20 protein-coding genes are annotated in these 20,250 nt (G+C 65.0%); 9 read left to right on the top strand and 11 right to left on the bottom strand.

Annotated features, from left to right (window positions below; translation table 11 throughout):
- Positions 1-113 precede the first annotated feature (113 nt).
- The 3 genes from hpaD (at position 114) to ACOJTD_RS23085 (ending at position 3,750) form a co-directional block, all read left to right on the top strand.
- Complete coding sequence (hpaD, locus tag ACOJTD_RS23095) at positions 114-1,097, top strand: 3,4-dihydroxyphenylacetate 2,3-dioxygenase (RefSeq protein WP_420135183.1); 984 nt, start codon at positions 114-116, stop codon at positions 1,095-1,097.
- A gap of 126 nt (positions 1,098-1,223) precedes the next feature.
- Positions 1,224-2,096 (top strand): fumarylacetoacetate hydrolase family protein, encoded by an 873-nt coding sequence (locus ACOJTD_RS23090; RefSeq protein ID WP_420135182.1) that lies wholly within the window; start codon positions 1,224-1,226, stop codon positions 2,094-2,096.
- A 28-nt stretch (positions 2,097-2,124) separates the two neighbouring features.
- Positions 2,125-3,750 (top strand): thiamine pyrophosphate-dependent enzyme, encoded by a 1,626-nt coding sequence (locus ACOJTD_RS23085; protein ID WP_420135181.1) that lies wholly within the window; start codon positions 2,125-2,127, stop codon positions 3,748-3,750.
- Here ACOJTD_RS23085 and ACOJTD_RS23080 read toward each other — a convergent pair.
- Positions 3,728-5,632, bottom strand: coding sequence for an FUSC family protein (locus ACOJTD_RS23080; protein ID WP_420135180.1), 1,905 nt, complete (start codon positions 5,630-5,632; stop codon positions 3,728-3,730). The genes ACOJTD_RS23085 and ACOJTD_RS23080 overlap by 23 nt on opposite strands.
- Positions 5,633-5,707: 75 nt before the next feature.
- Here ACOJTD_RS23080 and ACOJTD_RS23075 point away from each other — a divergent pair, with 75 nt between their 5' ends.
- Together ACOJTD_RS23075 and lldD are read left to right on the top strand one after the other, a co-directional pair.
- On the top strand, positions 5,708-6,538 hold the full coding sequence (locus ACOJTD_RS23075; protein WP_420135179.1) for an FCD domain-containing protein: 831 nt from the start codon (positions 5,708-5,710) through the stop codon (positions 6,536-6,538).
- A 9-nt stretch (positions 6,539-6,547) separates the two neighbouring features.
- Positions 6,548-7,711 (top strand): FMN-dependent L-lactate dehydrogenase LldD, encoded by a 1,164-nt coding sequence (gene lldD / locus ACOJTD_RS23070; RefSeq protein WP_420135178.1) that lies wholly within the window; start codon positions 6,548-6,550, stop codon positions 7,709-7,711.
- A 9-nt stretch (positions 7,712-7,720) separates the two neighbouring features.
- Here lldD and alkB read toward each other — a convergent pair whose 3' ends face one another.
- Positions 7,721-8,368, bottom strand: coding sequence for a DNA oxidative demethylase AlkB (gene alkB, locus ACOJTD_RS23065; protein WP_420135186.1), 648 nt, complete (start codon positions 8,366-8,368; stop codon positions 7,721-7,723).
- Positions 8,368-9,285, bottom strand: a complete 918-nt coding sequence (locus tag ACOJTD_RS23060; RefSeq protein WP_420135177.1) for a LysR family transcriptional regulator — start codon at positions 9,283-9,285, stop codon at positions 8,368-8,370. Before ACOJTD_RS23060 ends, alkB begins: the two co-directional genes overlap by 1 nt.
- 101 nt (positions 9,286-9,386) lie before the next feature.
- Between ACOJTD_RS23060 and ACOJTD_RS23055 the strand changes: the two genes are divergently transcribed.
- Positions 9,387-10,007 (top strand): pyridoxamine 5'-phosphate oxidase family protein, encoded by a 621-nt coding sequence (locus ACOJTD_RS23055; protein ID WP_420135176.1) that lies wholly within the window; start codon positions 9,387-9,389, stop codon positions 10,005-10,007.
- Positions 10,008-10,074: 67 nt separating this feature from the next.
- The gene (locus ACOJTD_RS23050) at positions 10,075-10,407 is read left to right on the top strand and encodes a YkgJ family cysteine cluster protein (protein WP_420135175.1); all 333 of its coding nucleotides are present in this window, start codon (positions 10,075-10,077) and stop codon (positions 10,405-10,407) included.
- On the opposite strand, the gene ACOJTD_RS23045 is transcribed toward ACOJTD_RS23050, so the two are convergent.
- Positions 10,404-10,835 (bottom strand): hypothetical protein, encoded by a 432-nt coding sequence (locus ACOJTD_RS23045; protein ID WP_420135174.1) that lies wholly within the window; start codon positions 10,833-10,835, stop codon positions 10,404-10,406. The genes ACOJTD_RS23050 and ACOJTD_RS23045 overlap by 4 nt on opposite strands.
- Before the next feature lie 231 nt (positions 10,836-11,066).
- Between ACOJTD_RS23045 and ACOJTD_RS23040 the strand changes: the two genes are divergently transcribed.
- A complete protein-coding gene (locus ACOJTD_RS23040) occupies positions 11,067-11,444 on the top strand; it encodes a hypothetical protein (protein WP_420135173.1) in 378 nt (125 codons plus the stop codon).
- A 36-nt stretch (positions 11,445-11,480) separates the two neighbouring features.
- On the opposite strand, the gene ACOJTD_RS23035 is transcribed toward ACOJTD_RS23040, so the two are convergent.
- The 4 genes from ACOJTD_RS23035 to ACOJTD_RS23020 all read right to left on the bottom strand — a co-directional run bounded on the left by ACOJTD_RS23035 (position 11,481) and on the right by ACOJTD_RS23020 (position 16,159).
- Positions 11,481-13,739 (bottom strand): sensor domain-containing diguanylate cyclase, encoded by a 2,259-nt coding sequence (locus ACOJTD_RS23035; protein ID WP_420135172.1) that lies wholly within the window; start codon positions 13,737-13,739, stop codon positions 11,481-11,483.
- 217 nt (positions 13,740-13,956) lie between these two features.
- Positions 13,957-14,361, bottom strand: coding sequence for a DUF3307 domain-containing protein (locus ACOJTD_RS23030; protein ID WP_420135185.1), 405 nt, complete (start codon positions 14,359-14,361; stop codon positions 13,957-13,959).
- A gap of 217 nt (positions 14,362-14,578) precedes the next feature.
- Positions 14,579-15,466 (bottom strand): DUF6537 domain-containing protein, encoded by an 888-nt coding sequence (locus tag ACOJTD_RS23025; RefSeq protein ID WP_420135171.1) that lies wholly within the window; start codon positions 15,464-15,466, stop codon positions 14,579-14,581.
- A gap of 18 nt (positions 15,467-15,484) precedes the next feature.
- The gene (locus tag ACOJTD_RS23020; protein WP_420135170.1) at positions 15,485-16,159 is read right to left on the bottom strand and encodes a Crp/Fnr family transcriptional regulator; all 675 of its coding nucleotides are present in this window, start codon (positions 16,157-16,159) and stop codon (positions 15,485-15,487) included.
- Between the two features lie 277 nt (positions 16,160-16,436).
- On the opposite strand from ACOJTD_RS23020, the gene ACOJTD_RS23015 reads away from it, so the two are divergent.
- A complete protein-coding gene (locus ACOJTD_RS23015; RefSeq protein ID WP_420135169.1) occupies positions 16,437-17,219 on the top strand; it encodes an enoyl-CoA hydratase/isomerase family protein in 783 nt (260 codons plus the stop codon).
- A gap of 24 nt (positions 17,220-17,243) precedes the next feature.
- Here ACOJTD_RS23015 and ACOJTD_RS23010 read toward each other — a convergent pair whose 3' ends face one another.
- The 3 genes from ACOJTD_RS23010 to ACOJTD_RS23000 all read right to left on the bottom strand — a co-directional run.
- A complete protein-coding gene (locus ACOJTD_RS23010) occupies positions 17,244-17,891 on the bottom strand; it encodes a nitroreductase (RefSeq protein WP_420135184.1) in 648 nt (215 codons plus the stop codon).
- Between the two features lie 225 nt (positions 17,892-18,116).
- Positions 18,117-19,364: an acyl-CoA dehydrogenase gene (locus ACOJTD_RS23005; RefSeq protein ID WP_420135168.1), complete on the bottom strand. Its 1,248-nt coding sequence runs from the start codon at positions 19,362-19,364 to the stop codon at positions 18,117-18,119.
- A gap of 153 nt (positions 19,365-19,517) precedes the next feature.
- Positions 19,518-20,250: acyl-CoA dehydrogenase family protein (locus ACOJTD_RS23000; RefSeq protein ID WP_420135167.1), on the bottom strand; the 733-nt coding region annotated here is incomplete at its 5' end.

Here is a 20,250-nt window from a genome sequence, read left to right as displayed (position 1 = left end):
GGGGGCGGGGGTTTGTGCAGAGACACACTCACTTCTTGCGGGGGCGCGCGACGCCCGAGCCCGGAATGACGAACGCTAATACAGTAAACTAACAATCTCCTGGGGACTCGCCGATGCCGGTGCCGCAACACGTGTTCGATCCGCCGTTCAACATCATCCGCTCCAGCCATGTGGTGCTCGACGTCACCGACCTCGGCAAGAGCGTCGATTTCTACGAGAACATCGTCGGCCTGCATGTCGAAGATCGCGACGAGACCACGGCTTATCTGCGCGGCAGCGAGGAACATCAGCATCACTCGGTGGTGCTGCGCAAAGCCGACAAGGCCGCGGCAGCGCGGCTCGGCTTCAAGGTCGCAAGCGAGGCCGATCTCGACAAGGCCGGCAGCTGGTTCGCCGAGAACGGCGTGCTGTACTCGTTCGTCGATCGGCCGTTCCAAGGCCGCACCCTGCATGTCACCGACCCGTTCGGCTTCCGGCTCGAGCTTTACGCCACGATGGACAAGCGGCCGCATCTTCTTCGCCGTTACGAACGTTACAGAGGCTGCCATCCGCAGCGGCTCGACCATTTCAACGTGTTCGCCGCCGAGACGCAGGCCACCATCGACTTCTACGCCAGGCTCGGCTTCCGCCTCACCGAATACGCCGAGGAAGACGGCGACGATGGTCGCATCGCCGCTGCCTGGATGCACCGCAAGGGCAATGTGCACGACTTCGCCATCACCAACGGCAAGGGCCCTCGTCTGCATCATTTCGCCTATTGGGTGCCCGGCCCGCTCAACATTATCCATCTGTGCGACGTGATGGCGTCGAACGGCTACATCGACAATCTGGAGCGCGGCCCCGGCCGCCACGGCATCTCCAACGCGTTCTTCCTCTACATCCGCGATCCCGATGGCCATCGCATCGAGCTGTATTGCAGCGACTACCAGACCATGGATCACGACCACGAGCCGCTGCGCTGGTCGCTGCGCGACCCGCGCCGCCAGACCCTGTGGGGCGCCCCCGCTCCGCGCTCCTGGTTCGAACAAGGCTCGGAATTTCTGGGTCAGGAGGTGCGCGAGCCGGTGTTTGTAGCCGACGTGGTGATCGCGAATTGACCCCCGTCATCGCCCGGCTGGTCCGGGCGATCCAATATGCCAGGGCACCGGTTCGAACCATGACCGCTCTGGGATACTGGGTCACCCGCATTCGCGGGTGACGACAAAAGCCAAGGACCCGCCGCCATGACCACCCCTCGCCTCGCCACCTTCACCGTCAACGGCCTCACGCGCTACGGCGCGGTGTGCGATCATGGCGTCGTCGATCTGTCGGCGCGCCATGCCAACGATTATCCGACGCTGCGCGAGGTGATCGCGGCTGGCGCCCTGACGAAGATCGTCGACGAGGCAGACCACACCGCGCCGGACTTCGCCCGCGACGCGGTGAAGTTCGAGCCGCCGATCCCGCAGCCCGAGAAGATCATCTGCGTCGGCGTCAACTATCCGGACCGCAACGCCGAATACAAGGACGGCAGCGAGGCGCCGAAATTCCCCTCGATGTTCATGCGCACGCCGCGCTCCTTCGTCGGCCACGGCTCGCCGCTGGTGCGGCCGAAGGCGTCGAAGCTGCTCGACTATGAGGGCGAGCTCACGCTGGTGATCGGCAAAGGCGGCCGGCATATCGCCGAGGCCGATGCGCTGAACCACATCGCGGCGATCACGCTGTGCAACGAGGGCACCATCCGCGACTGGGTGCGCCACGCCAAGTTCAACGTCACGCAGGGCAAGAACTTCGACCACACCGGCAGTCTCGGCCCGTGGCTGGTGCCCTACAAAGATGAATCGCAGATCGCCGATATTCGCCTCACCACGCGCGTCAACGGCGAGACCAGGCAGGACGACCGCACCTCGCGGATGATCTTCTCGTTCCGCTACCTGATCCATTACATCTCGACTTTCACCACGCTGGTGCCGGGCGACATCATCGTCACCGGCACGCCGTCCGGCGCCGGCGCGCGGTTCGAGCCGCCGGTGTATCTGAAGCCGGGCGACGTCATCGAGGTCGAAGCCGACGGCATCGGCGTGTTGCGCAACGGCGTGGTCGACGAAGCCGACTAATCACTCACTCCAAGTCACAGGATAGATCATGAGCGTCATCACCGGCGGCGAAGCCATCGTGCAGGGTCTGGTCGCGCACGGCGTCGACACCGTGTTCGGCCTGCCCGGCGCCCAGATCTACGGCCTGTTCGACGGCTTCGCCAAGGCGCAGATGAAAGTGATCGGCGCGCGGCACGAGCAGGCCTGCGGCTACATGGCATTCGGCTATGCCCGCGCGTCGGGCAAGCCGGGCGTGTTCAGCGTCGTGCCCGGGCCCGGCGTGCTGAACGCGAGCGCGGCGCTGCTCACCGCGGTCGGCTGCAACGAGCCGGTGATGTGCCTGACCGGCCAGGTGCCGAGTGCTTATCTGGGCAAGGGCCGCGGCCATCTGCACGAGATGCCGGATCAGCTCGCGACGTTACGCAGTTTCATCAAATGGGCCGAGCGCATCGAGTATCCCGGCCAAGCGCCGGCGCTGGTGGCGCGGGCGTTCCAGGAGATGATGAGCGGCCGGCGCGGGCCGGTGGCGCTGGAAATGCCATGGGACGTTTTCATGCAGCGCGCCGAGACCGCCGCTGCGCTGAAGCTCGATCCAGTGACGCCACCCGCGCCAGATCCGGACCGCGTTGCCGCGGCGGCGAAGTTGATCGCCGGCAGCAAGGCGCCGATGATCTTCGTCGGCGCCGGCGCGCTCGAGGCCGGCGACGAGATCCTCGAACTCGCCGAGATGATCGACGCGCCGGTGGTCGCGTTCCGCTCCGGCCGCGGCATCGTCAGCAACCGCCACGAACTCGGCCTGACCTTTGCGGCAGCGTATCAGCTGTGGCCGCAGACCGATCTGATCATCGGCATCGGCAGCCGCATGGAATTGCCGACCACGTTCCGCTGGCCGTTCAAGCCTGACGGGCTGAAGTCGGTGCGCATCGACATCGATCCCGCCGAGATGCGCCGCTACACGGCCGATGCGGCGATCGTGTCGGACTCCAAGGCTGGCGCGCGGGCGCTCGCCGATGCGGTCAGCAAGGTCGGCTATAGCAAGACCAAGGGCCGGCGCGAGGTGATCCGCGCCGCGACTGCGAAGACGCAGCAAGATATCCAGGCGATCCAGCCGCAGATGTCGTATTTGAAGATCCTGCGCGACGTGCTGCCGGACGATGCCATCGTCACCGACGAGCTGTCGCAGGTCGGCTTCGCCTCCTGGTACGGGTTCCCGATCTATCAGCCGCGCACCTTCCTCACCTCCGGCTATCAAGGCACGCTCGGCTCCGGCTTCCCGACCGCACTCGGCGCCAAGGTCGCTTGCCCGGACAAGCCGGTGGTGGCGATCACCGGCGACGGCGGCTTCATGTTCGGCGTGCAGGAGCTGGCGACCGCCGTGCAGTACAAGATCGGCGTGGTGACGCTGGTGTTCGACAATTCGGCCTACGGCAACGTCCGCCGCGATCAGCTCACCGGTTTCGACGGCCGCGTGGTGGCGTCGGATCTGGTCAATCCGGATTTCGTCAAGCTCGCCGAGTCGTTTGGTGTTGGCGCCTCGCGCGTCACCTCACCCGATCACTTTCGCCCTGCTCTGGAGAAGGCCCTAGCCGCCGGCGGCCCGCAGTTGATCGCCATCGATGTCCCGCGCGACAGCGAAGCCAGTCCCTGGCCGTTCATTCACCCGGCGAAGCCGTGAGCGGGTTGCGCTGATCGCCGCCGGGCCTGCCGCTTTGCTGAAAAGACGCCGCGAGGCGCTGATGCCACGCGACAGCCGCGTGGCCGGCAAGACGGCGGACGTCCATCAGCACGGCGGCCTGTTCGGTCGACAGCCGCTGCCGCCAGCGTAGCAGGCCGCCGAGATCGTGCAGCGCGATCTCCGCCTCGATGCTGGCCATGCCGGCGGCGCGGCGCAGCCGGTGAATGGTCTCGAGCGGCGCGTCGGACAGCACCGCATCGTGATAGGCCCGGTTGGCTTTGTGGCTCCGCTCGATCCGCGCCTGCAGCGGCGGGCCGAGTTCCGGCCAGAACACGACCACCGACAACAGCGCGGCGATGCTGCCGATGACATTGTCGAGCATACGGGCCGAGGCAATGCCGGTCCCCGGCTGCAACATCTCAGCGACGATGATGAACAGCATCGTCAGAAACACGACGAACGCCGTGTAGTTGACGCTGCGGAGCGCAATCGCGGCCGTCGCCAGAACGATCGCGATCATTGACAACAACGGCTTGGCATCGACGACGCTGAGCAGCAGTAGCGCCAGCGAGCCGCCGAGCAAACTCCCCAGAATGCGCTCGATTGTACGCGTCCATGTCGAACGGACGCCGCCTTGGAGAACCACGACGACCGCCATCGTCGCCCAATACGGATAGCCGAGATCGAACGCGAGCGCCGCGGCGTACATCGCCACTACGCCGGCCGATTGCCGTGCCGCCTGGCGCAGGCCGGGGCGTAATTTGTCACGCCACGTCGAACGATCTTTCTGTGCAGCTAAGTCTTCCGGGGGCCGGCGCCGGCCGCGGTCAGCCATGAGGACCAACGCATCTTCGAGGGCGACAACGCATCCGGCGAGAAGCGGATCGGATAGACGCACGCGTAGCAAAGCGAGTCGCGAGGGGCCACGCCGCACGTTGATCAGCTTGGCCGGATCGTGCCGGACGCGACGCACGTATCGGAGATCAATGCCGAACGCGCGTGTGACAGCCGCCCGCTCCTGCGCCGAGCCAAGCCCGTCGATGAAGGCCTGGTCCAGCGCGATCAGCGCGCTGAACACGGTCTCGGCAAATTCCAGTAGGCGCTGGGTCGGCTCGGTCGCGTCGTCAGGTTCGCCCGCATAGCGGCCGAGCAATCCATGCAGCCGCTCCAGCGAAAGCCGCACCGCGCGGCGGTGCTCGGCGTGCTCACTGTGCCATTGCTTATCGCGATGCGAGCCGCGGCCGATCGCCAGCAGATCGGTTGTCATGTCGATGAGGCGCGCCAGCACCGCGTCGCCGTTTTGGCGCAGCGGCGCCGCCGGGTCGATCCGCCAGATCAGGTTGATCAGCAGCCACGCCCATCCGGCGCCGGCCAGGAAGGCCGTGGCCTGCACCGCCGCCAGATTGAGCGGCCGCGGAAACCCGACCGCGACCACGCCCACCACGGCGAGTAGCGTCCCGAGCAGCGCGCCGTAGGCGACGGACGACGACAGCAGGATTACCGCGAACACGATAAGCGGCCCCGCGATCAATCCGGCGCCCGGCGCAAACGACGCGGCCCACGCGCCGCCGAAACTAATCAGCGCGCCGAAGACGACGAAGCTCAGCAGCAGGCGACGCCGCAAGCGATCCGAGCCCGGACTGTCGCACAGGCAGGTCCAGAACGCCGCAAACACCGACCAGCCCATCCAACTTTGTCCCGAGCCGACGGCGATCAGCAGCGGCACGGCGACGGCGACTGCGGCGCGCGCCCCTTCCTCGAGGCTGAACTGTTCGGGAGCAAGACCAATGGCGCGGAGCTCCAGCCGCCGCGCCGCCCAGCGCAGCCGACCAGCGGCCGATTGCATCATCGGAGTCCGCGCTTTGGCGGGCCGGCTCCGCATCAGGCCTTCCTTCATACTTCTATCCGCGGTCGCCACAGAATTGGTCTGACCAATATACCGCTTGATCGAGATCAAATGGAAGATTATACGGCAAAAATGCGCAAGTCCAGCGCTCGACACCACGCAAAGTGGCCTTACCAAATCTCAAGGGTTGCAACGTTCATGGTTTCCATTGCGGGGCAGATCGAAGCGCTGATTGCCGCCCAAAACCTGACGCCAGGCGATCGGCTGCCCTCGGAGCGGCAGCTTGCTGCAGATCTCGGTGTGTCGCGCCCGACGCTTCGTGAAGCCATCCGGCAACTCGCCAGCCGCGGCCTGCTGGTCAGCCGGCATGGCGGCGGCACATTTGTGTCAGCCCCCGATGCGTCCGACCCATTGCGGGCAGCGCTGCTGCCCCTGGCGTCGTTGGCGCGTAGCGAAGCCGGCTATTGGCGCGATGTGATGGAAATCCGCAAATTGATCGAAGGCGAGACCGCCTATTTCGCTGCGCTCCGCGCCGACGAAACGGACAGGAAACGGCTCGCCGACGCTTATCAGGCCGTGGTGAACGCAAAGGCCGACGATCTGGACTCACAGGCGCGGCTGGACGCCGCCTTCCACATGGCGGTCTGCACCGCAGCTCACAACGTCGTGCTGCAACAAGTGATGAGCGGGCTGCTCGGACTGCTGGAAGCCAGTATCTCGGAGAGCCTGCGCGGGCTCTATCATTTGCCAGGCATCCTCGACGAACTCAACGATCAGCATCGCGAGATCCTCGATGCCGTGGTCGGCGGTGACGCCGACGCCTCCCGCGACGCCGCCGGCCGGCATCTCGCCTTCGTCGAGGATCGACTCCAACGAATCGAAGACGACACGCAACGCCAACGCCGGGCGTCGCGCGCACAACAACACATCGCTCAGGAGTGAACGCCCGCCATGATCATTTCCTCGCCGTTGGATTTCCGCGAAGCCGCACGCCGCCGCCTGCCGCCGTTCCTGTTTCACTACATCGACGGCGGCGCCTATGCGGAGCAGACGCTGCGGCGTAATTGCGAAGACCTGCAGCGGCTGGCACTGCGGCAGCGCGTGCTGAAGGAGGTCGGCGCCGTCGATCTGTCGACGCGCCTGTTCGGCCGTGACGTGAGCCTTCCTGTTGCGCTGGCGCCGGTCGGTCTCACCGGCATGTACGCGCGCCGCGGCGAGGTGCAGGCGGCGCGCGCGGCAACGACGCGCGGCCTCCCTTTCACATTATCGACCGTCTCGGTGTGCCCGATCGAAGAGGTGCAGAGCCAGGTCGATCAACCGATCTGGTTTCAGCTGTATGTGCTGAAGGACCGCGGCTTCATGGCCAATGCGCTGGAGCGGGCCTGGACGGCCGGCGTGCGCACACTGGTGTTCACCGTCGACATGCCGGTGCCGGGCGCGCGCTATCGCGATGCGCATTCGGGCATGTCGGGCCCACATGCCTCGATCCGCCGCATGCTGCAGGCAATCAGCCATCCGCGCTGGGCGTGGGACGTCGGCCTGCGCGGCCGGCCGCATGACCTCGGCAATGTCAGTGCGTATCTCAACAAGAAGATCGAGCTGGATGATTACGTCGGCTGGCTCGGCGCCAATTTCGATCCGTCGATCGGCTGGCGCGATCTGCAGTGGATCCGCGACAGCTGGAAAGGCGAGATGGTCCTCAAGGGCATCCTTGATCCACAGGACGCACGCGACGCGGTGCGGTTCGGCGCCGACGGCATCGTCGTGTCCAATCACGGCGGCCGTCAGCTCGACGGCGTGCTGTCGACGGTGCGGGCGCTGCCGGCGATCGCCGACGCGGTCAAAGGCGATCTCACCGTGCTGGCCGATTCCGGCATCCGCTCCGGCCTCGACGTCGTGCGCATGCTGGCACAGGGCGCCGACGCCGTGCTGCTCGGCCGCGCCTTCGTCTACGCACTCGCCGCAGCGGGTGAAAAGGGCGTCGCCAAGCTGCTCGAGCTGATCGACAAGGAAATGCGCGTGGCGATGACGCTGACCGGCGCGCGGAAGATTGCCGACATCAGCCGTGACAGCCTGGTCTCAGCCGGGATCGCCGAAATGGACCTGGCGGCCTGACGCCGCGCGTTACAGCGCCTTGCGGAACGTCAGATTGATACGCTGACGGCCGAGCAGCGGATGCTCGCCATCCTTCAGCGTCAGCACGCCGTGATACACCAGCCGCGTCGGACCGCCCCAGACGAAGACGTCGCCGTGGCGCAGTTCGTAGCGGCGCGGCTTGTCGCTGCGCGCCATGCCGCCGAACTGAAACACGGCCGGCAAGCCGAGTGACACCGACACGATCGGCGCGGAGAAGTCGCGCTCGTCCTTGTCCTGATGCAGCGCCATCTTGGCGCCGGGCACGTAGCGATTGATCAGGCAGGCGTCCGGATCGAAGCCCGCAAAGCCGACTTCCGCGGCCGCACGTCGCGCGAGATCACGGAGCACCGCCGGCATCTGTGGCCACGGCGTAGCGCTCTCGGGATCGTCCGGCGAATAGCGATAGCCGCGCCGATCGGTGACCCACCCGGCCGTTCCGCAGCTCGTCATTGCCACCGACATCGTATGACCGCCCGGCGTCATCATGTGCCGGAACGGCGCGCGCGCCACCACCTCGTCGATTGCGGCGAGCAGCTCATATTCGTGGGCCCTGGCAAAGCCGCTCAGCAGCGCGGCGCCCGGCGCGACGTCTTCGCGGCGCGGCGGCCCATCGAAATGATCGCACAGATCCGCCATCACGTCCCGCTCCGCTCTGCATCGCCACCGAACCGCCAATCTCCCGCCTCCACAGCCAGGTCGATGAAGGCCCTCACCTTGGCGGACAGCAACCGCGAGGTCGGATAGACGACTGCGATCGGCAACGGCGGTACCTCGTAGTCCGCAAGGACTATCTGCAGCCTCCCCGCCGCGATCGCGTCAGCGGCCTGGTAGGCCAGCACGCGCGTCAAGCCACCGCCCCTCTCCGCATCCAGGATCGCGACATCGGCGACATTGCTGACGAGGCGCGGTGCACACGGCACACGGATGTCGCGGCCGTCGACCACAAAGCGCCAATCAATTTGTGCTCCGGTCTGACCGAAGTGAACGATGTCGTGCGTCGTGATATCGGCCGGCGTCGCAGGCACGCCGTGCTCAGCCAGATAGTCCGGCGACGCCACGACGATCCGCCGCATCGCGCCCAGCTGCCGGGCCACCAAACTCGAATCCGCGAGATGACCAATTCGTACCGCGCAATCGACGCCATCCTCGACAAGGTTGATCATCAGGTCGGACAGCCGCAACTCCCCCGTCACCTCAGGATAGCGCCGCAGATAGTCCGACAGCAGCGGTGCAATATAGCGCCGGCCGAAACCGACGGGCGCCGACACCACCAACCGGCCTGCTGGCGTCACGCGCTCGGCCGACGCGGAACCGTCCGCTTCCGCGACGTCGGCCAAAATCCGCCGCACCCGCTCGAGATAGCGTGCCCCGGTGTCGGTCAGCGCCACCGAGCGCGTTGTCCGCTGAAGCAGCCGTGTGCCGAGCCGCTGTTCAAGCGCGGCAACCATTCGGGTCACCGCGGATGGCGAGAGGCCGAGCTTTCGCGCCGCCGGCGCAAAGCCCTGCAGATCGGCGACCGCCACAAAGGCCGTCATGGTTTCGAGGCGGTCCATGCAACTCTTTCAAACCGCGCAACAATGAAGTGTCAAATCAACTGATTGTTCCGCCCCGGAAAGAGAACGATCTATGGCGAGACAGCAAGCAGGAGGGTCTCATGACCGAAACACTGCACGTCTCCAGCGACATCGCCTTCACCCCCGCCGTGAAGGCGATCCAGGCCCGCAAGGGATCGCGCGAAGCCTATGCGCGCGTCGAACGCAACGGTGGCTGGGCCACCACGATCGACGACAACCTGGCGGCTTTCCTCGGCGCCCAGACCAGCGTGCTGCTCGCCACCGCGAGCGCTGACGGACAGCCCTACATTCAGCATCGCGGCGGACCGGCCGGCTTTCTCCACGTGCTCGACGAGCACACCATCGGCTTTGCCGACTTAAAGGGCAATCAGCAGTTCATTACCCAAGGCAATCTGGCCGAGAACCCGAAGGCCTATCTGTTCGTCATCGACTATGCGCATCGCCGACGCATCAAGATCTGGGGCCGAGCAAGGGTGATCGAGGACGATGCGGAACTGATCGGACGGCTGATGCCGAAGGGCTACAAGGCGCGCCCCGAACAGGCGATCCTGTTCGACGTCGAGGCCTGGGATAGCAACTGCCCCCAGCATATCCCGCAAAAATTCGATGCCGCCGACGTGGCCGCCGCGATCACCACGCGCGATATCCGTATCGCCGAACTCGAGGCGATGCTGGCCGCCGCCACACAGCCAAGGGAGTAACGGCGATTTCGCCGTTCTCCCCGTTCGGGCGGTTTCGCGATCGCCCTGGGCGGGATAAAGAGCACCGATGACCGCCCCTGCTCCGACCGAAGCCGTCAGCCCCTGCCAAAGCTGCGGCGCGTGTTGCGCCTATTCGGCGAATTGGCCGCGCTTCACGATCGAAGACGATGCCGCGCTCGACGCGATCCCTGCGGCACTCGTCAACGACCGTTTGTCTGGCATGCGCTGCGACAACGACCGCTGCGCCGCTCTCAGCGGGCAAATTGGGGAGGCCACCGCATGCACGATCTATGCGCTGCGGCCTGAGGTTTGCCGTGACTGCCAGCCGGGCGATCCGGAATGCACCATGGCCCGGCGGAGGTACAAGCTTCCGCCACTGCCGGATATGCGCCCGGCCTAAGCCAGCCCGACCAGCCCCGTCTCGCTCACCGAGGACTGCGTCTCGTCGTCTTCGAGATCGTCCTGATCGAGCGGCGCAAAGCTGGACAGCGGCTTGGTCGACAGCGTGATCGCCTTGCGATGGCTATACGCCGAGGGCGGACGATGCCGAGGCTTGACCGCTTCCCGCGCCAGCGAAGCCAGCACGGAACCGACCCGACCACCATGATGGATCAGATCGCGCTCGTCGCAGCTTGCCGCGATGGTGAGTGCCAAGGCATGGAGATGCGCACGGCGATAGCAGAACAGCGCAAGTTGGGCACGGACGTCGGAAGAGACACTTTCGACCAAGGCCGGCAGTCCGTTCTCATTGGCGCGATACATCGCACCGAGGAGATCGTCCCGGACAGGACAGTGGTCGTTTTCGAAGGCTTCACGGCTCGACAACATCGGCGTTACTCCGAGGCGACTACGATGCTGAGGATGCGATCGAAGTTATTAATGAGCTCTTAACTATCCCCTCTGATACCTCCGACCCGCCCCATCCGATTCGCATGGAACGAAAACGCGATCACGTTTTTCGGATCGCCCGGAATTGATCACCGTGACGGCCGGATCGGCGTTAACGTCCGATAAATACGGCGTCGGGTCCGCATTGCCCAGTCACGATGGAGGATTCAGATGAGCTATCCCGTGACGCTTTTTCCCAATCTGCTGACATCCAGCGCCAAGTCCTACGCGCCGGCCGGAATCACGTTCTGGGAGAACGAGGAAACAATCCTCGCCAACATGAAGGAATTTGCCGAAGGCTGGTTCGAACGCCGCCGGGTCGGAACCCACGCGGCGCTCGAGACCGCGAAGCGGATCAGCCAGGCGGCAACCCCGCTCGACGCGCTCCGCGAATATCAGGACTGGTTCAGCGGCGCGATGGCTCGGGTTCTGGAGGATGGGCTGGCATTCCAGCAGCAGTTCGCCAAGGCCAACGCCAGGATCGCTTCGCACCTCCCGCAGCCCGAACCGCCTTCGTTCGGCGCGGGCGACGATCGCCTCAGCGCTTAAGCCGCTCGCGTGACGGTTCTGAAAGTGCGTCGGATGTTATCCGCGCGCTGATGCCTTGCGATTGTTGCTGGCCAGCGGACTGTCTTGCGGCATGTCCGGTACCAAAGGGACGTTGGCCAGGAGTTCGCCGTCGAGTTCGACCCGATTCCGACCATGCAGCTTCGCGCGGTAAAGCGCCTGGTCGGCGCGGGCAAGGACGCCGGATGGAGAATCGCCGGGACGAAATTCAGCGGCTCCGAAACTCGATGTAACGGTGCCGACCTGCTCAAACGGCGTATGCGCAATCAGCACCCGCAACTTCTCGGCGACCTCGGCAGCGCCGGCCAGTTCGGTGTCGATCAGTAACAGCACAAACTCCTCACCGCCCCAGCGGGCGAGGAGATCGGTCTGACGGACGTTGGCTTTGACCGTGCGGGCCAGTTGGACCAGCACCTGATCACCTCGCGGATGGCCGTAGGCGTCATTGATCGCCTTAAAGCGGTCGACGTCGAGCAGCACCAGCGAGAACGGCGCGTTCGTGCGCTCGCTGCGTGCCACTTCCTCCTGGAGGCGCTCATCGAACATGAAGCGGTTCGGCACACCCGTCAGGGCATCAGTCGAGGCTTTCTGGGCAAGCTTGCGCGCGCGATGATGCAATTGAACACGACGCAGTCGTAGAATCCGATCGCGAACGCTTCGCTCGCGCCCGATGAAATACACCAGCACCGCGACGGCAATCTGCAGCGTGATGACGAGGCCTAGCAAGCGCCCTGCGAATATGTCCGTCGTGGGGATACTCAGCACCAGGGACCATCCGGTCGCTCCAATCGGCTTCCGGACCACGTAGCCGGGGCGTCCGTCGACCGTGCTCCACTCGCCCCCCTGCACTTCGTGGGCTAGAACCGAGGGGCGGACAGGAGCGCCGAACTGCTCGCTCAAACTCTGCGGCGGCAGCTCCGGCCGCGGCCACAGCGTCCGCTGCAACTCTGCGCGACGGTTGCTGACAAGGATGACGCCGCGCGCATCGATGACGAAGAACAGATGATCGAAGGCGCGCAGATGAGTGGCCAGCGACTCCAGCGAACTCTCCATCATCGCTACGCCGATCACGGCCCCGCTCGAGGAGCGTACCGCATAAGCCGTGACGTAGGATCGCGCGCCGGTTGAATCGATATCCAGGCTGTGGCCTATCCCGGTCCGCACCGCGCCGGCGAACCACGGCTCGGATTGGCGATTGGGAACACCCAGAGGTTCGAGCTGCCTCCGCTCCGTCGACCCCAACAAGCTGCCCGTGCTGTCGAAAATCGCCGCCAGCGAGGCGCCCGACGCGCGGACGTTGAGATCCAGAACCGCCTGAAGGCGCGCGGTATTTGCCGAGTTGGCATCGCGGAGCGTATCGGCGACCAGCGGCTGGCCGGCCAGCACCTGCACCATCGCATCGAGCGTTGCGGTTTCGCGAGCAATCCGTCCGGTCAGCACGTCCGTTTCCGCGATCGCTTCCCTCTCGATCTTCTCGCGAAACAGATCGCCAATGAAGCTGGTGAGATTCCAGCCGAGCGTCAGAATGATCAGCAAGGTCGCCAATGCACCCACCGCGAGACGCTTCAGATATGCGCTGTACAATCGCGAGTCGACGGACTGGATGAGCAGGGAGCCCCATGCGACCGACGCCATCAGGGAGAGAACAACCGCCGTCGCACCGCGGATCAGTTGGATGGACACGCCGGTCAGGTTTGCAAACCAGGCTTCGTTGACGACATTGGCCGGCCAGAACCACGCTGCCGGACCGATCGCGGTGGCGATGCCATAAACTGCGAAGGACGCCGCCACGCCGATCTTGATCGGGCGGATGGCGCGGTCGTAGTCGTTGCGACCGGCGAACATCGTGGCGCTTGTACCAAGAGCGCCAACGAGGCCGAACGAATAGCGCGCCAGAATCTCGGCGGTCCTGATGCCGGCCATGTAGGCCACGGCCGCGAGGACGATGGCACCGACCACATAGATCCAACGTCCGGGCGCGCGATGCCTGAAGCGGATGGCACCCCGCCGCGCGGCTTCGGTCAGCAGCATGAATGAAGCCATCACCAGCGCGGAACGCAGAGCCGAGAACTCTGCGGCGTCGCCAGCGAGGAGAGTCGCCATGGCGATCCACTCGGCGATGCCATGCACGATACCGAACAGGCCGATCATGCGCACGGTGGGGCCACCGGCCGGCCTGCTACGGGCCACGATAAAGCACAACGTGCCGAGCGCGATGAACGCCAGCCCATAGAAGAAATAGATAAAATCGAGCTCGTAGAGGTAGTTTCCGGCCATGATCACCTCGGTCCCCGCTGACCGAAATCAGGTACCGATACAAGCCGGCATCCTGCAGCTTGCAACGCTAAGCGCGAGCCATCATTCAGGAGTTAACACGAGCCCTGGTAGTAATACCGGTACTGTTAAGCACACCTGCCAAACCGATCATCCGCCAGCGAATGGCGCCCCGCTCGCGCGTCGGCTCGTTCGGCTTTGCAGCAGCGCTAAAGCGCTGTCAGGGATTGGCAGCCAAAACCACCGACAGTCCGAATCCGGTGAGGTGGTGCAGCGCCTGGTCGGTGCCGATCAGCCACCAGAACCAGCGCGACTCCTGCGTGACGTTGAAATGCGAGACGCAGAAACCCTTGGCGCGATCGATTGCGAGATGGATGACGAAGTCGATCACACCGATGAACCAGTAGCGCGGAGCAATCGCCAGCATCACGGCGGTGGTCAGCACCAGATGCACGCCGCAATGCGCCAGAAGCGGCAGCGCCCAGCCGGTCTTCTGATCCTTGCCCATCGCCATCCATTTGTTCTGCAAATAGAAGTCGGCGACGACGTGCTTCAGCGTAAGCACGAGCATCCATCCGACGAGCGCACCAACGGAGACCGTCGACGACAATTGGGGAAGGATCAATCTCACGCCCTTTGCCTGGGCCCGAGGAAGCATCACGGCATGAACAGGCGGGCGCTGTTCGTCGTCCGGAGCCCCGCGCGGGCGCTGAGCATCTCAACCGGTCAAGGACCGTGGCTCCTTTATGACACTTCTGGTTCCGGAATGCACGCGGCGGAAACTTCACGACTTCGCAGCGAACGACTTTCTTGGAGATTGAGGTTAGCCGGCCCGCAACGTTTCAAGGCAACGCCGACGCCGGAAGCATACTTCCGCTGGCGCGGCCGCGAATGGCCGCGATGGTCCGTTTCAGCGCGGTCTGGCGCCGATCCGGGACGGCGGCGCCGCGCGCTTCGGCAATCGCAGCCGCAAGATCGTCCAGCTCCAGCGTGCCAGCGAACACCGGCTTCACCAGGCTGTCGATGATCAGTGTCCAATTGGCGAGGCCGTAACGGTAAGCATCCCCGTAGCCACCGATCATCGTTGCGCTCTGCAGCACGGCCCACACCGCCTCCGGCCGCTTGGCAAGGCAGCGGTCGATCATGTGCAGCCAGCGCTCGACCCAGATCCGCTCCTGCGCGAAGCGGATCGACAGCATCCTCCAGCGCCGCAGCCACGCTTCGACCCGCAGCCGACGAATGCCGATCCAATCGGTAGCGTTGAACCGGATCTTGATCGGCATATGCTGCCAGCCGAGCGCGCCGAGTACCTTGAGAAGCGGCTTGGCAACGACGATCGGCAGTGCGGAGACCACTTCGTCGATGCGAAACCGGCACTTGCGATCGACCCGGTTGCGCGGAACGCCATCTGGTCCGATCGCCGCCTCCATCAGCGCGAGCTGCGCCAGCCGGATCGGATCCTCATAGGTCATCCGAGCCGCCATGAGCCGCGCAATCTCGATCAGCAGATCCTCGCCGATATCAAGGCGGCGAGCGAACCGGCCGATTCGCTCGAGATAGAGCTGCGCGTAACGGCGGTTCTGATATTCGACCAGCCGCCCCACAGCCTCGCGCACCAGCCGGTCGACCTCCGGGGAGAGTCCGGCCGGAATCTCGAGCGATACGACACGGTCCCGCTCGCCGAGCAGCTCGGCAAGCGTGGACCGCAACGCATCGATGTAGCCTGCCACCGCTTCGCCCTCGCCGCGCTAGGCTGTTTCGCTCGCGACTTCGGCCGGCACCCCGACGTGAGCTTGCGCCAACCGTGCCTCCAGCGTCTCGATATTCTGGAACAGCCGGGCGCTGGCGAGCCGCAGGAAGTAGAAGCCGAACTCGGGGTTCTGCACGTACAGCTCCTCGACCTGACGATAGCTGACGCCGAGCACGACACCCGCCTCGATGCATTCCAGCGTCTGCGTCCGCGTGTGGGACGGCGACAGCATGCCCAGTTCGCCGACGATCGCGCCGACCGGCAATTCAATGCCGGACTCGACCAACCGGAAGCGGCCGCTGACGATGTAGAACATGTGCTCGGCCCGCTCGTCCTTGTAGAACAGCTCCTCTCCGGCGGCGCACTTCCGTTCCGTCATGAACGGCTTGAGCCATTCCATCGACAGATCGCTATTGACCGATTTCTTCACGTCGCGGACGAGCTGCAGCATCTGGTGCAACCGCCAGACGTTGACCGGCAGCAGCACCGCGTGCAGCGCCAGCGTCGGATAGTTGTGGGTGGGGATCGAGACCGCGATCAGCATTGCATTGGTCAGGATGCCGAACACGCGAAGCGGGATCATGGTCCGCATCGTGGCGGTGGCGACCACGAAGATGGTCGCGAATACGCTGCCCGCCATGCCGGCATGCTGGGCGATATGGGCAATATCCATTGGCCAACCTGTCTTCGAGAACCAGACCGAGACGCCGACACGCGCTGCGGACAAAAGTCCCTGCGGCGCTTCCAGACCTTTCGAACGGCCTGGAATACATGTTGAAACGAACACGATTATAAACAACCCGCTACCGGGAACGCCACCGGCCCGGACGGTGTGAATCATTGACTATAGGGCGGCGTCACGGGCATTGGAGCAATCGTCGGGCCTGGAACGCACCGCTGCCGGCTCGAAACAACGTCCTCGCCCACCTGCCCGTCCTCGGAGGCCATTGATGTCGGACATGAACGGCGACAGCACGCCGCTTCTCACCATTGAAGGTCCCCGCGCGCTCATTCGGCTGAACCGGCCCAAGCACCTCAATCGCCTGCTGGCCGACGACCTCGCCGCCCTGCTCGAACAGTTCGCGCAGATCGACTCCGATCCTTCTGTTCGCGTCCTGGTGCTCACCGGCACAGGCCGCGCCTTCTCGGCCGGGTTCGATCTCGGCCAGATCGCCGAGCGGGCGACCAGCGACGCCGAAAGCGAATCGTCAGGTGCGGCCTTCGAGAAAGTGGTCGATCGCCTCGAGCAGCTCCGGGTGCCGACGATCTGCCGTCTCAACGGCGGCGTTGATGGTGGGTCGATCGATCTGGCGCTCGCCTGCGATTTCCGCATCGGCGTCGACAGCGCCGAGATGTTCATGCCGGCGGCGCGGCTGGGGCTCCACTACTATCCGGGCGGCATCAAGCGCTACGTCACGCGGCTCGGCGTCGACAACGCCAAGAAGCTATTCCTGACAGCGCAGCGGATCGACGCCGCTGAAATGCTGCGGATCGGCTACCTGACGCAGATGGCGGCCATGGACCGGCTCGATCGTGAAGTCGATGCGCTGGCGACGATTCTCGCTGGCAACGCGCCGAACGCCGTGGCCGGCATGAAACGCGCCATCAACGAATTCGCGCGGCAGGCCTTCGACGAACAAGCCGCCGACAGCCGCGCCCGTGCCTCGATGCGCGGCGAAGAGATCCGCGAAGGCATCGCGGCCTTTACGGAAAAGCGGGCGCCGCGGTTTTGAGCGAAGGCACCAGCGCCGCCTACGTCACTCTCCGACGAACGTCGCCACCTCGCCCAGCGCGGCGCGATTGGTGCGATAGCTGTTGGCCTTGTGCTCGGTGTCGGCGTAACCGAACGAGATGCCGCAGACGACTCGGCGGTCTTCGCCCAGACTGAAATGCTTGCGCACCAGCCCGGCGTGGAACGCCAGCGCTGCCTGCGGCACAGTGGCGACGCCGAGGGCCTGCGCGGCCAGCATGAACGAGGTGACGTAACCGCCGCAATCGACCGCGCCATAGACGCCGAGCGCTTCGTCGCTGGTGATGATCGCCACATGCGGCGCGCCGAAGAAGTTGAAATTCTCGAGCGCCTGCTTGGCAGCGGCGGTCTTGTCGCCGCGCGCGATGCCGACCGCATTATAGAGCTGGAAGCCGCTCTCGCGACGGCGATCGAGATACACGCCGCGATACTCGCGCGGAAACTCGAAATCGCCGGTCATCGGGGCGCCCCCGGCAGCAGCCGGATAGATCGCCTCGCGAAACTTCGTCGTCGCCTCGCCGGAGGTGATCACCACCTGCCACGGCTGGCTGTTGCACCACGACGCCGTCTTCTGCGCTGCGCCGAGAATCCGTTCGATCGTGGCGCGCGGCACCGGATCGGACTTGAAGCCGCGACACGAATAGCGCGCCGCCATCAGGTCTTCGAAGACGTCGATCGGGGCAGGACGAGTGGTTTCCGCGGTCATTGGCGATCCATTCTTTCATGTCACGAAGCGTGCCCCGGATGCGGTGCAGCGCGCCGCCCTTGCGGCGTGGTGCACTGCTGATCCGGGGCCCCGGTGATTTTGTCGGCGCACAGACCGGGGTCCCGGATCTGCGCAGCAGCGCAATGCGCTGCAGCGCGTCCAGGACACGGGAAACTAACCGCGCCCCTTGGTCGGGATCTTGTTGAACGGGACGTCCTTGTCGACGCGGATGTCGCCGGGCAGGCCGAGCACGCGTTCGGCGATGATGTTGCGCAGGATCTCGTCGGTGCCGCCCGCAATGCGCATCGATGGCGAGCCGAGCAGCATGGCCTGGAAGCTGCCTCCAGCTTCGGCTTCCGCCGGATCGGTGAACACGCCCGCGGCGCCTTCCAGGTCCATCGCGAACGCTGCGATATCCTGCAGCATCGGGCCGGCCACCAGCTTGCCGATCGAGTTCTCCGGTCCCGGACGCTCGCCCTTCGACAGCGCCGAGATCGAACGATAGGACGTGTACTTCAAGCCGCTGGCCTTGACGGCCCAGCTCGCCAGCTTGCTACGCACCGCCGGATCATTGATGGCGGGGCCGTTCTCGGTGGCCATATCGTTGCAGAACGCGAAGATCTCCGGGAAGCCGGTCGCGAGCCGCGCGCCGATCGACATGCGCTCGTTCATCAGCGTGGTCAGCGAGACGTTCCAGCCGTCGCCGACCGCGCCGAGACGCTGGCTGTCGGGAATCCGCACGTTGGTGAAGAACACCTCGTTGAATTCCTGCATGCCGTTGGCCTGCTTGATCGGCTTCACCTCGACGCCGGGGCTCTTCATGTCCAGGAAGAACATGGTGAGGCCCTTGTGCTTCGGCACATTGGGGTCGGTGCGGGTGATCAGCAGGCCGTAGTCCGAGTAGTGCGCGCCCGAGGTCCAGATCTTCTGGCCGTTGATGATCCAGTCATCGCCGTCCTTCTCGGCGCGGGTGCGCAGGCCCGCGACGTCGGAGCCGCCGGCCGGCTCGGAGAACAGCTGGCACCAAATGTTCTCGCCCGAAGCCAGCTTCGGCAAGTACTTGCGCTTGTCGTCCTCGCTGCCATAGGCCATCACGGTCGGGCCGCACATGCCCTCGCCGATCTGAAACGGCTGCGTGAGCTTGCTGTAGACGCCCTCTTCCTGCTGCCAGATCACCTTCTCGATCGGCGTGGCGCCGCGGCCGCCGTATTCCTTGGGCCAGGTCAGGCACGACCAGCCGCCCTCGGCCTTCTTCTTTTGCCACGCCTTGCCGACCTCGACGATATCGGCATTCTTCAGGCTGATGCGGCCGAGGCCGGACTTAGCCAGTTCCTGCTCGTATTGCTTCGGCGCGTTGGCGTCGATCCACGCCCGAGCCTTGGCGCGAAACTCGGCTTCCTGCGGGGTATCGTCGAAATTCATCTCAGCCTCTCGTCACTTTGTTCTTGTCTCGGCCCTCATGGTGAGGAGCGCGCATTGCGCGCGTCTCGAACCATGAGCTTTTCATCCTCATCCTTCGAGACGCCCAGCTGCGCCGGGCTTCTCAGGATGAGGTGCCGCGCATGCGGCGATCGTTTAGGCCCGCCCCCGCGTCGGGATCTGGTTGAAAGGCACGTCCTTGTCGACACGGATGTCGCCGGGCAGACCGAGCACGCGCTCGGCGATGATATTACGCAGGATCTCGTCGGTGCCGCCTTCGACGCGGGTCGCCGGCGAGCGCAGCAGCATCGCCTGGAAGCGGCCGCCGACGTCGGCGTCCTCGGGCGCGCTCAGCACGCCCGCGGCGCCCTGCAGGTCAAGCGCGTACATTGCGACTTCCTGGATCATCGAGCCCGCGACCAGCTTGCCGATCGAGTTCTCCGGACCAGGACGCTGGCCTTTCGACAGCGCCGAGATCGAGCGGAAGCTGGTGTACTTCAGCCCGCTCGCCTTCACGGCCCAGTTCGCCAGCTTGCTGCGCACCGCGCGATCGTCCAGCGCCGGGGTGCCGTCGAGAGTCAGCGAATTGCAGTAGTCGAACAGCTCGGGGAAACCGGTGGCGACATTGGCGCCGATCGACATGCGCTCGTTCATCAGCGTCGTCAGCGACACGTTCCAGCCGTCGCCGACCGCGCCGAGGCGCTGGCTATCCGGAATCCGCACGTTGGTGAAGTACACCTCGTTGAAATCGGAATTGCCGTTGGCCTGCTTGATCGGCCGCACCTCGACGCCGGGGCTCTTCATGTCGAGGAAGAACATCGTCAGACCCTTGTGCTTGGGCACGGTCGGGTCGGTGCGGGTGATCAGGATGCCGTAGTCCGAGTAGTGC

The organism is Rhodopseudomonas sp. (assembly GCF_048594845.1).
GTDB lineage: Bacteria > Pseudomonadota > Alphaproteobacteria > Rhizobiales > Xanthobacteraceae > Rhodopseudomonas.
This window is presented reverse-complemented; position numbering and strand designations above follow the sequence as displayed.

Excerpts from the sequence above, each read along its gene's own strand:
- hpaD (WP_420135183.1), top strand. The coding sequence starts at position 114 with ATGCCGGTGCCGCAACACGTGTTCGATCCGCCGTTCAACATCATCCGC.
- ACOJTD_RS23090 (WP_420135182.1), top strand. The coding sequence starts at position 1,224 with ATGACCACCCCTCGCCTCGCCACCTTCACCGTCAACGGCCTCACGCGC.
- ACOJTD_RS23085 (WP_420135181.1), top strand. The coding sequence starts at position 2,125 with ATGAGCGTCATCACCGGCGGCGAAGCCATCGTGCAGGGTCTGGTCGCG.
- ACOJTD_RS23080 (WP_420135180.1), bottom strand. The coding sequence starts at position 5,632 with ATGCGGAGCCGGCCCGCCAAAGCGCGGACTCCGATGATGCAATCGGCC.
- ACOJTD_RS23075 (WP_420135179.1), top strand. The coding sequence starts at position 5,708 with ATGGAAGATTATACGGCAAAAATGCGCAAGTCCAGCGCTCGACACCAC.
- lldD (WP_420135178.1), top strand. The coding sequence starts at position 6,548 with ATGATCATTTCCTCGCCGTTGGATTTCCGCGAAGCCGCACGCCGCCGC.
- alkB (WP_420135186.1), bottom strand. The coding sequence starts at position 8,368 with ATGGCGGATCTGTGCGATCATTTCGATGGGCCGCCGCGCCGCGAAGAC.
- ACOJTD_RS23060 (WP_420135177.1), bottom strand. The coding sequence starts at position 9,285 with ATGGACCGCCTCGAAACCATGACGGCCTTTGTGGCGGTCGCCGATCTG.
- ACOJTD_RS23055 (WP_420135176.1), top strand. The coding sequence starts at position 9,387 with ATGACCGAAACACTGCACGTCTCCAGCGACATCGCCTTCACCCCCGCC.
- ACOJTD_RS23050 (WP_420135175.1), top strand. The coding sequence starts at position 10,075 with ATGACCGCCCCTGCTCCGACCGAAGCCGTCAGCCCCTGCCAAAGCTGC.
- ACOJTD_RS23045 (WP_420135174.1), bottom strand. The coding sequence starts at position 10,835 with ATGTTGTCGAGCCGTGAAGCCTTCGAAAACGACCACTGTCCTGTCCGG.
- ACOJTD_RS23040 (WP_420135173.1), top strand. The coding sequence starts at position 11,067 with ATGAGCTATCCCGTGACGCTTTTTCCCAATCTGCTGACATCCAGCGCC.
- ACOJTD_RS23035 (WP_420135172.1), bottom strand. The coding sequence starts at position 13,739 with ATGGCCGGAAACTACCTCTACGAGCTCGATTTTATCTATTTCTTCTAT.
- ACOJTD_RS23020 (WP_420135170.1), bottom strand. The coding sequence starts at position 16,159 with ATGGATATTGCCCATATCGCCCAGCATGCCGGCATGGCGGGCAGCGTA.
- ACOJTD_RS23015 (WP_420135169.1), top strand. The coding sequence starts at position 16,437 with ATGTCGGACATGAACGGCGACAGCACGCCGCTTCTCACCATTGAAGGT.
- ACOJTD_RS23010 (WP_420135184.1), bottom strand. The coding sequence starts at position 17,891 with ATGGCGGCGCGCTATTCGTGTCGCGGCTTCAAGTCCGATCCGGTGCCG.
- ACOJTD_RS23005 (WP_420135168.1), bottom strand. The coding sequence starts at position 19,364 with ATGAATTTCGACGATACCCCGCAGGAAGCCGAGTTTCGCGCCAAGGCT.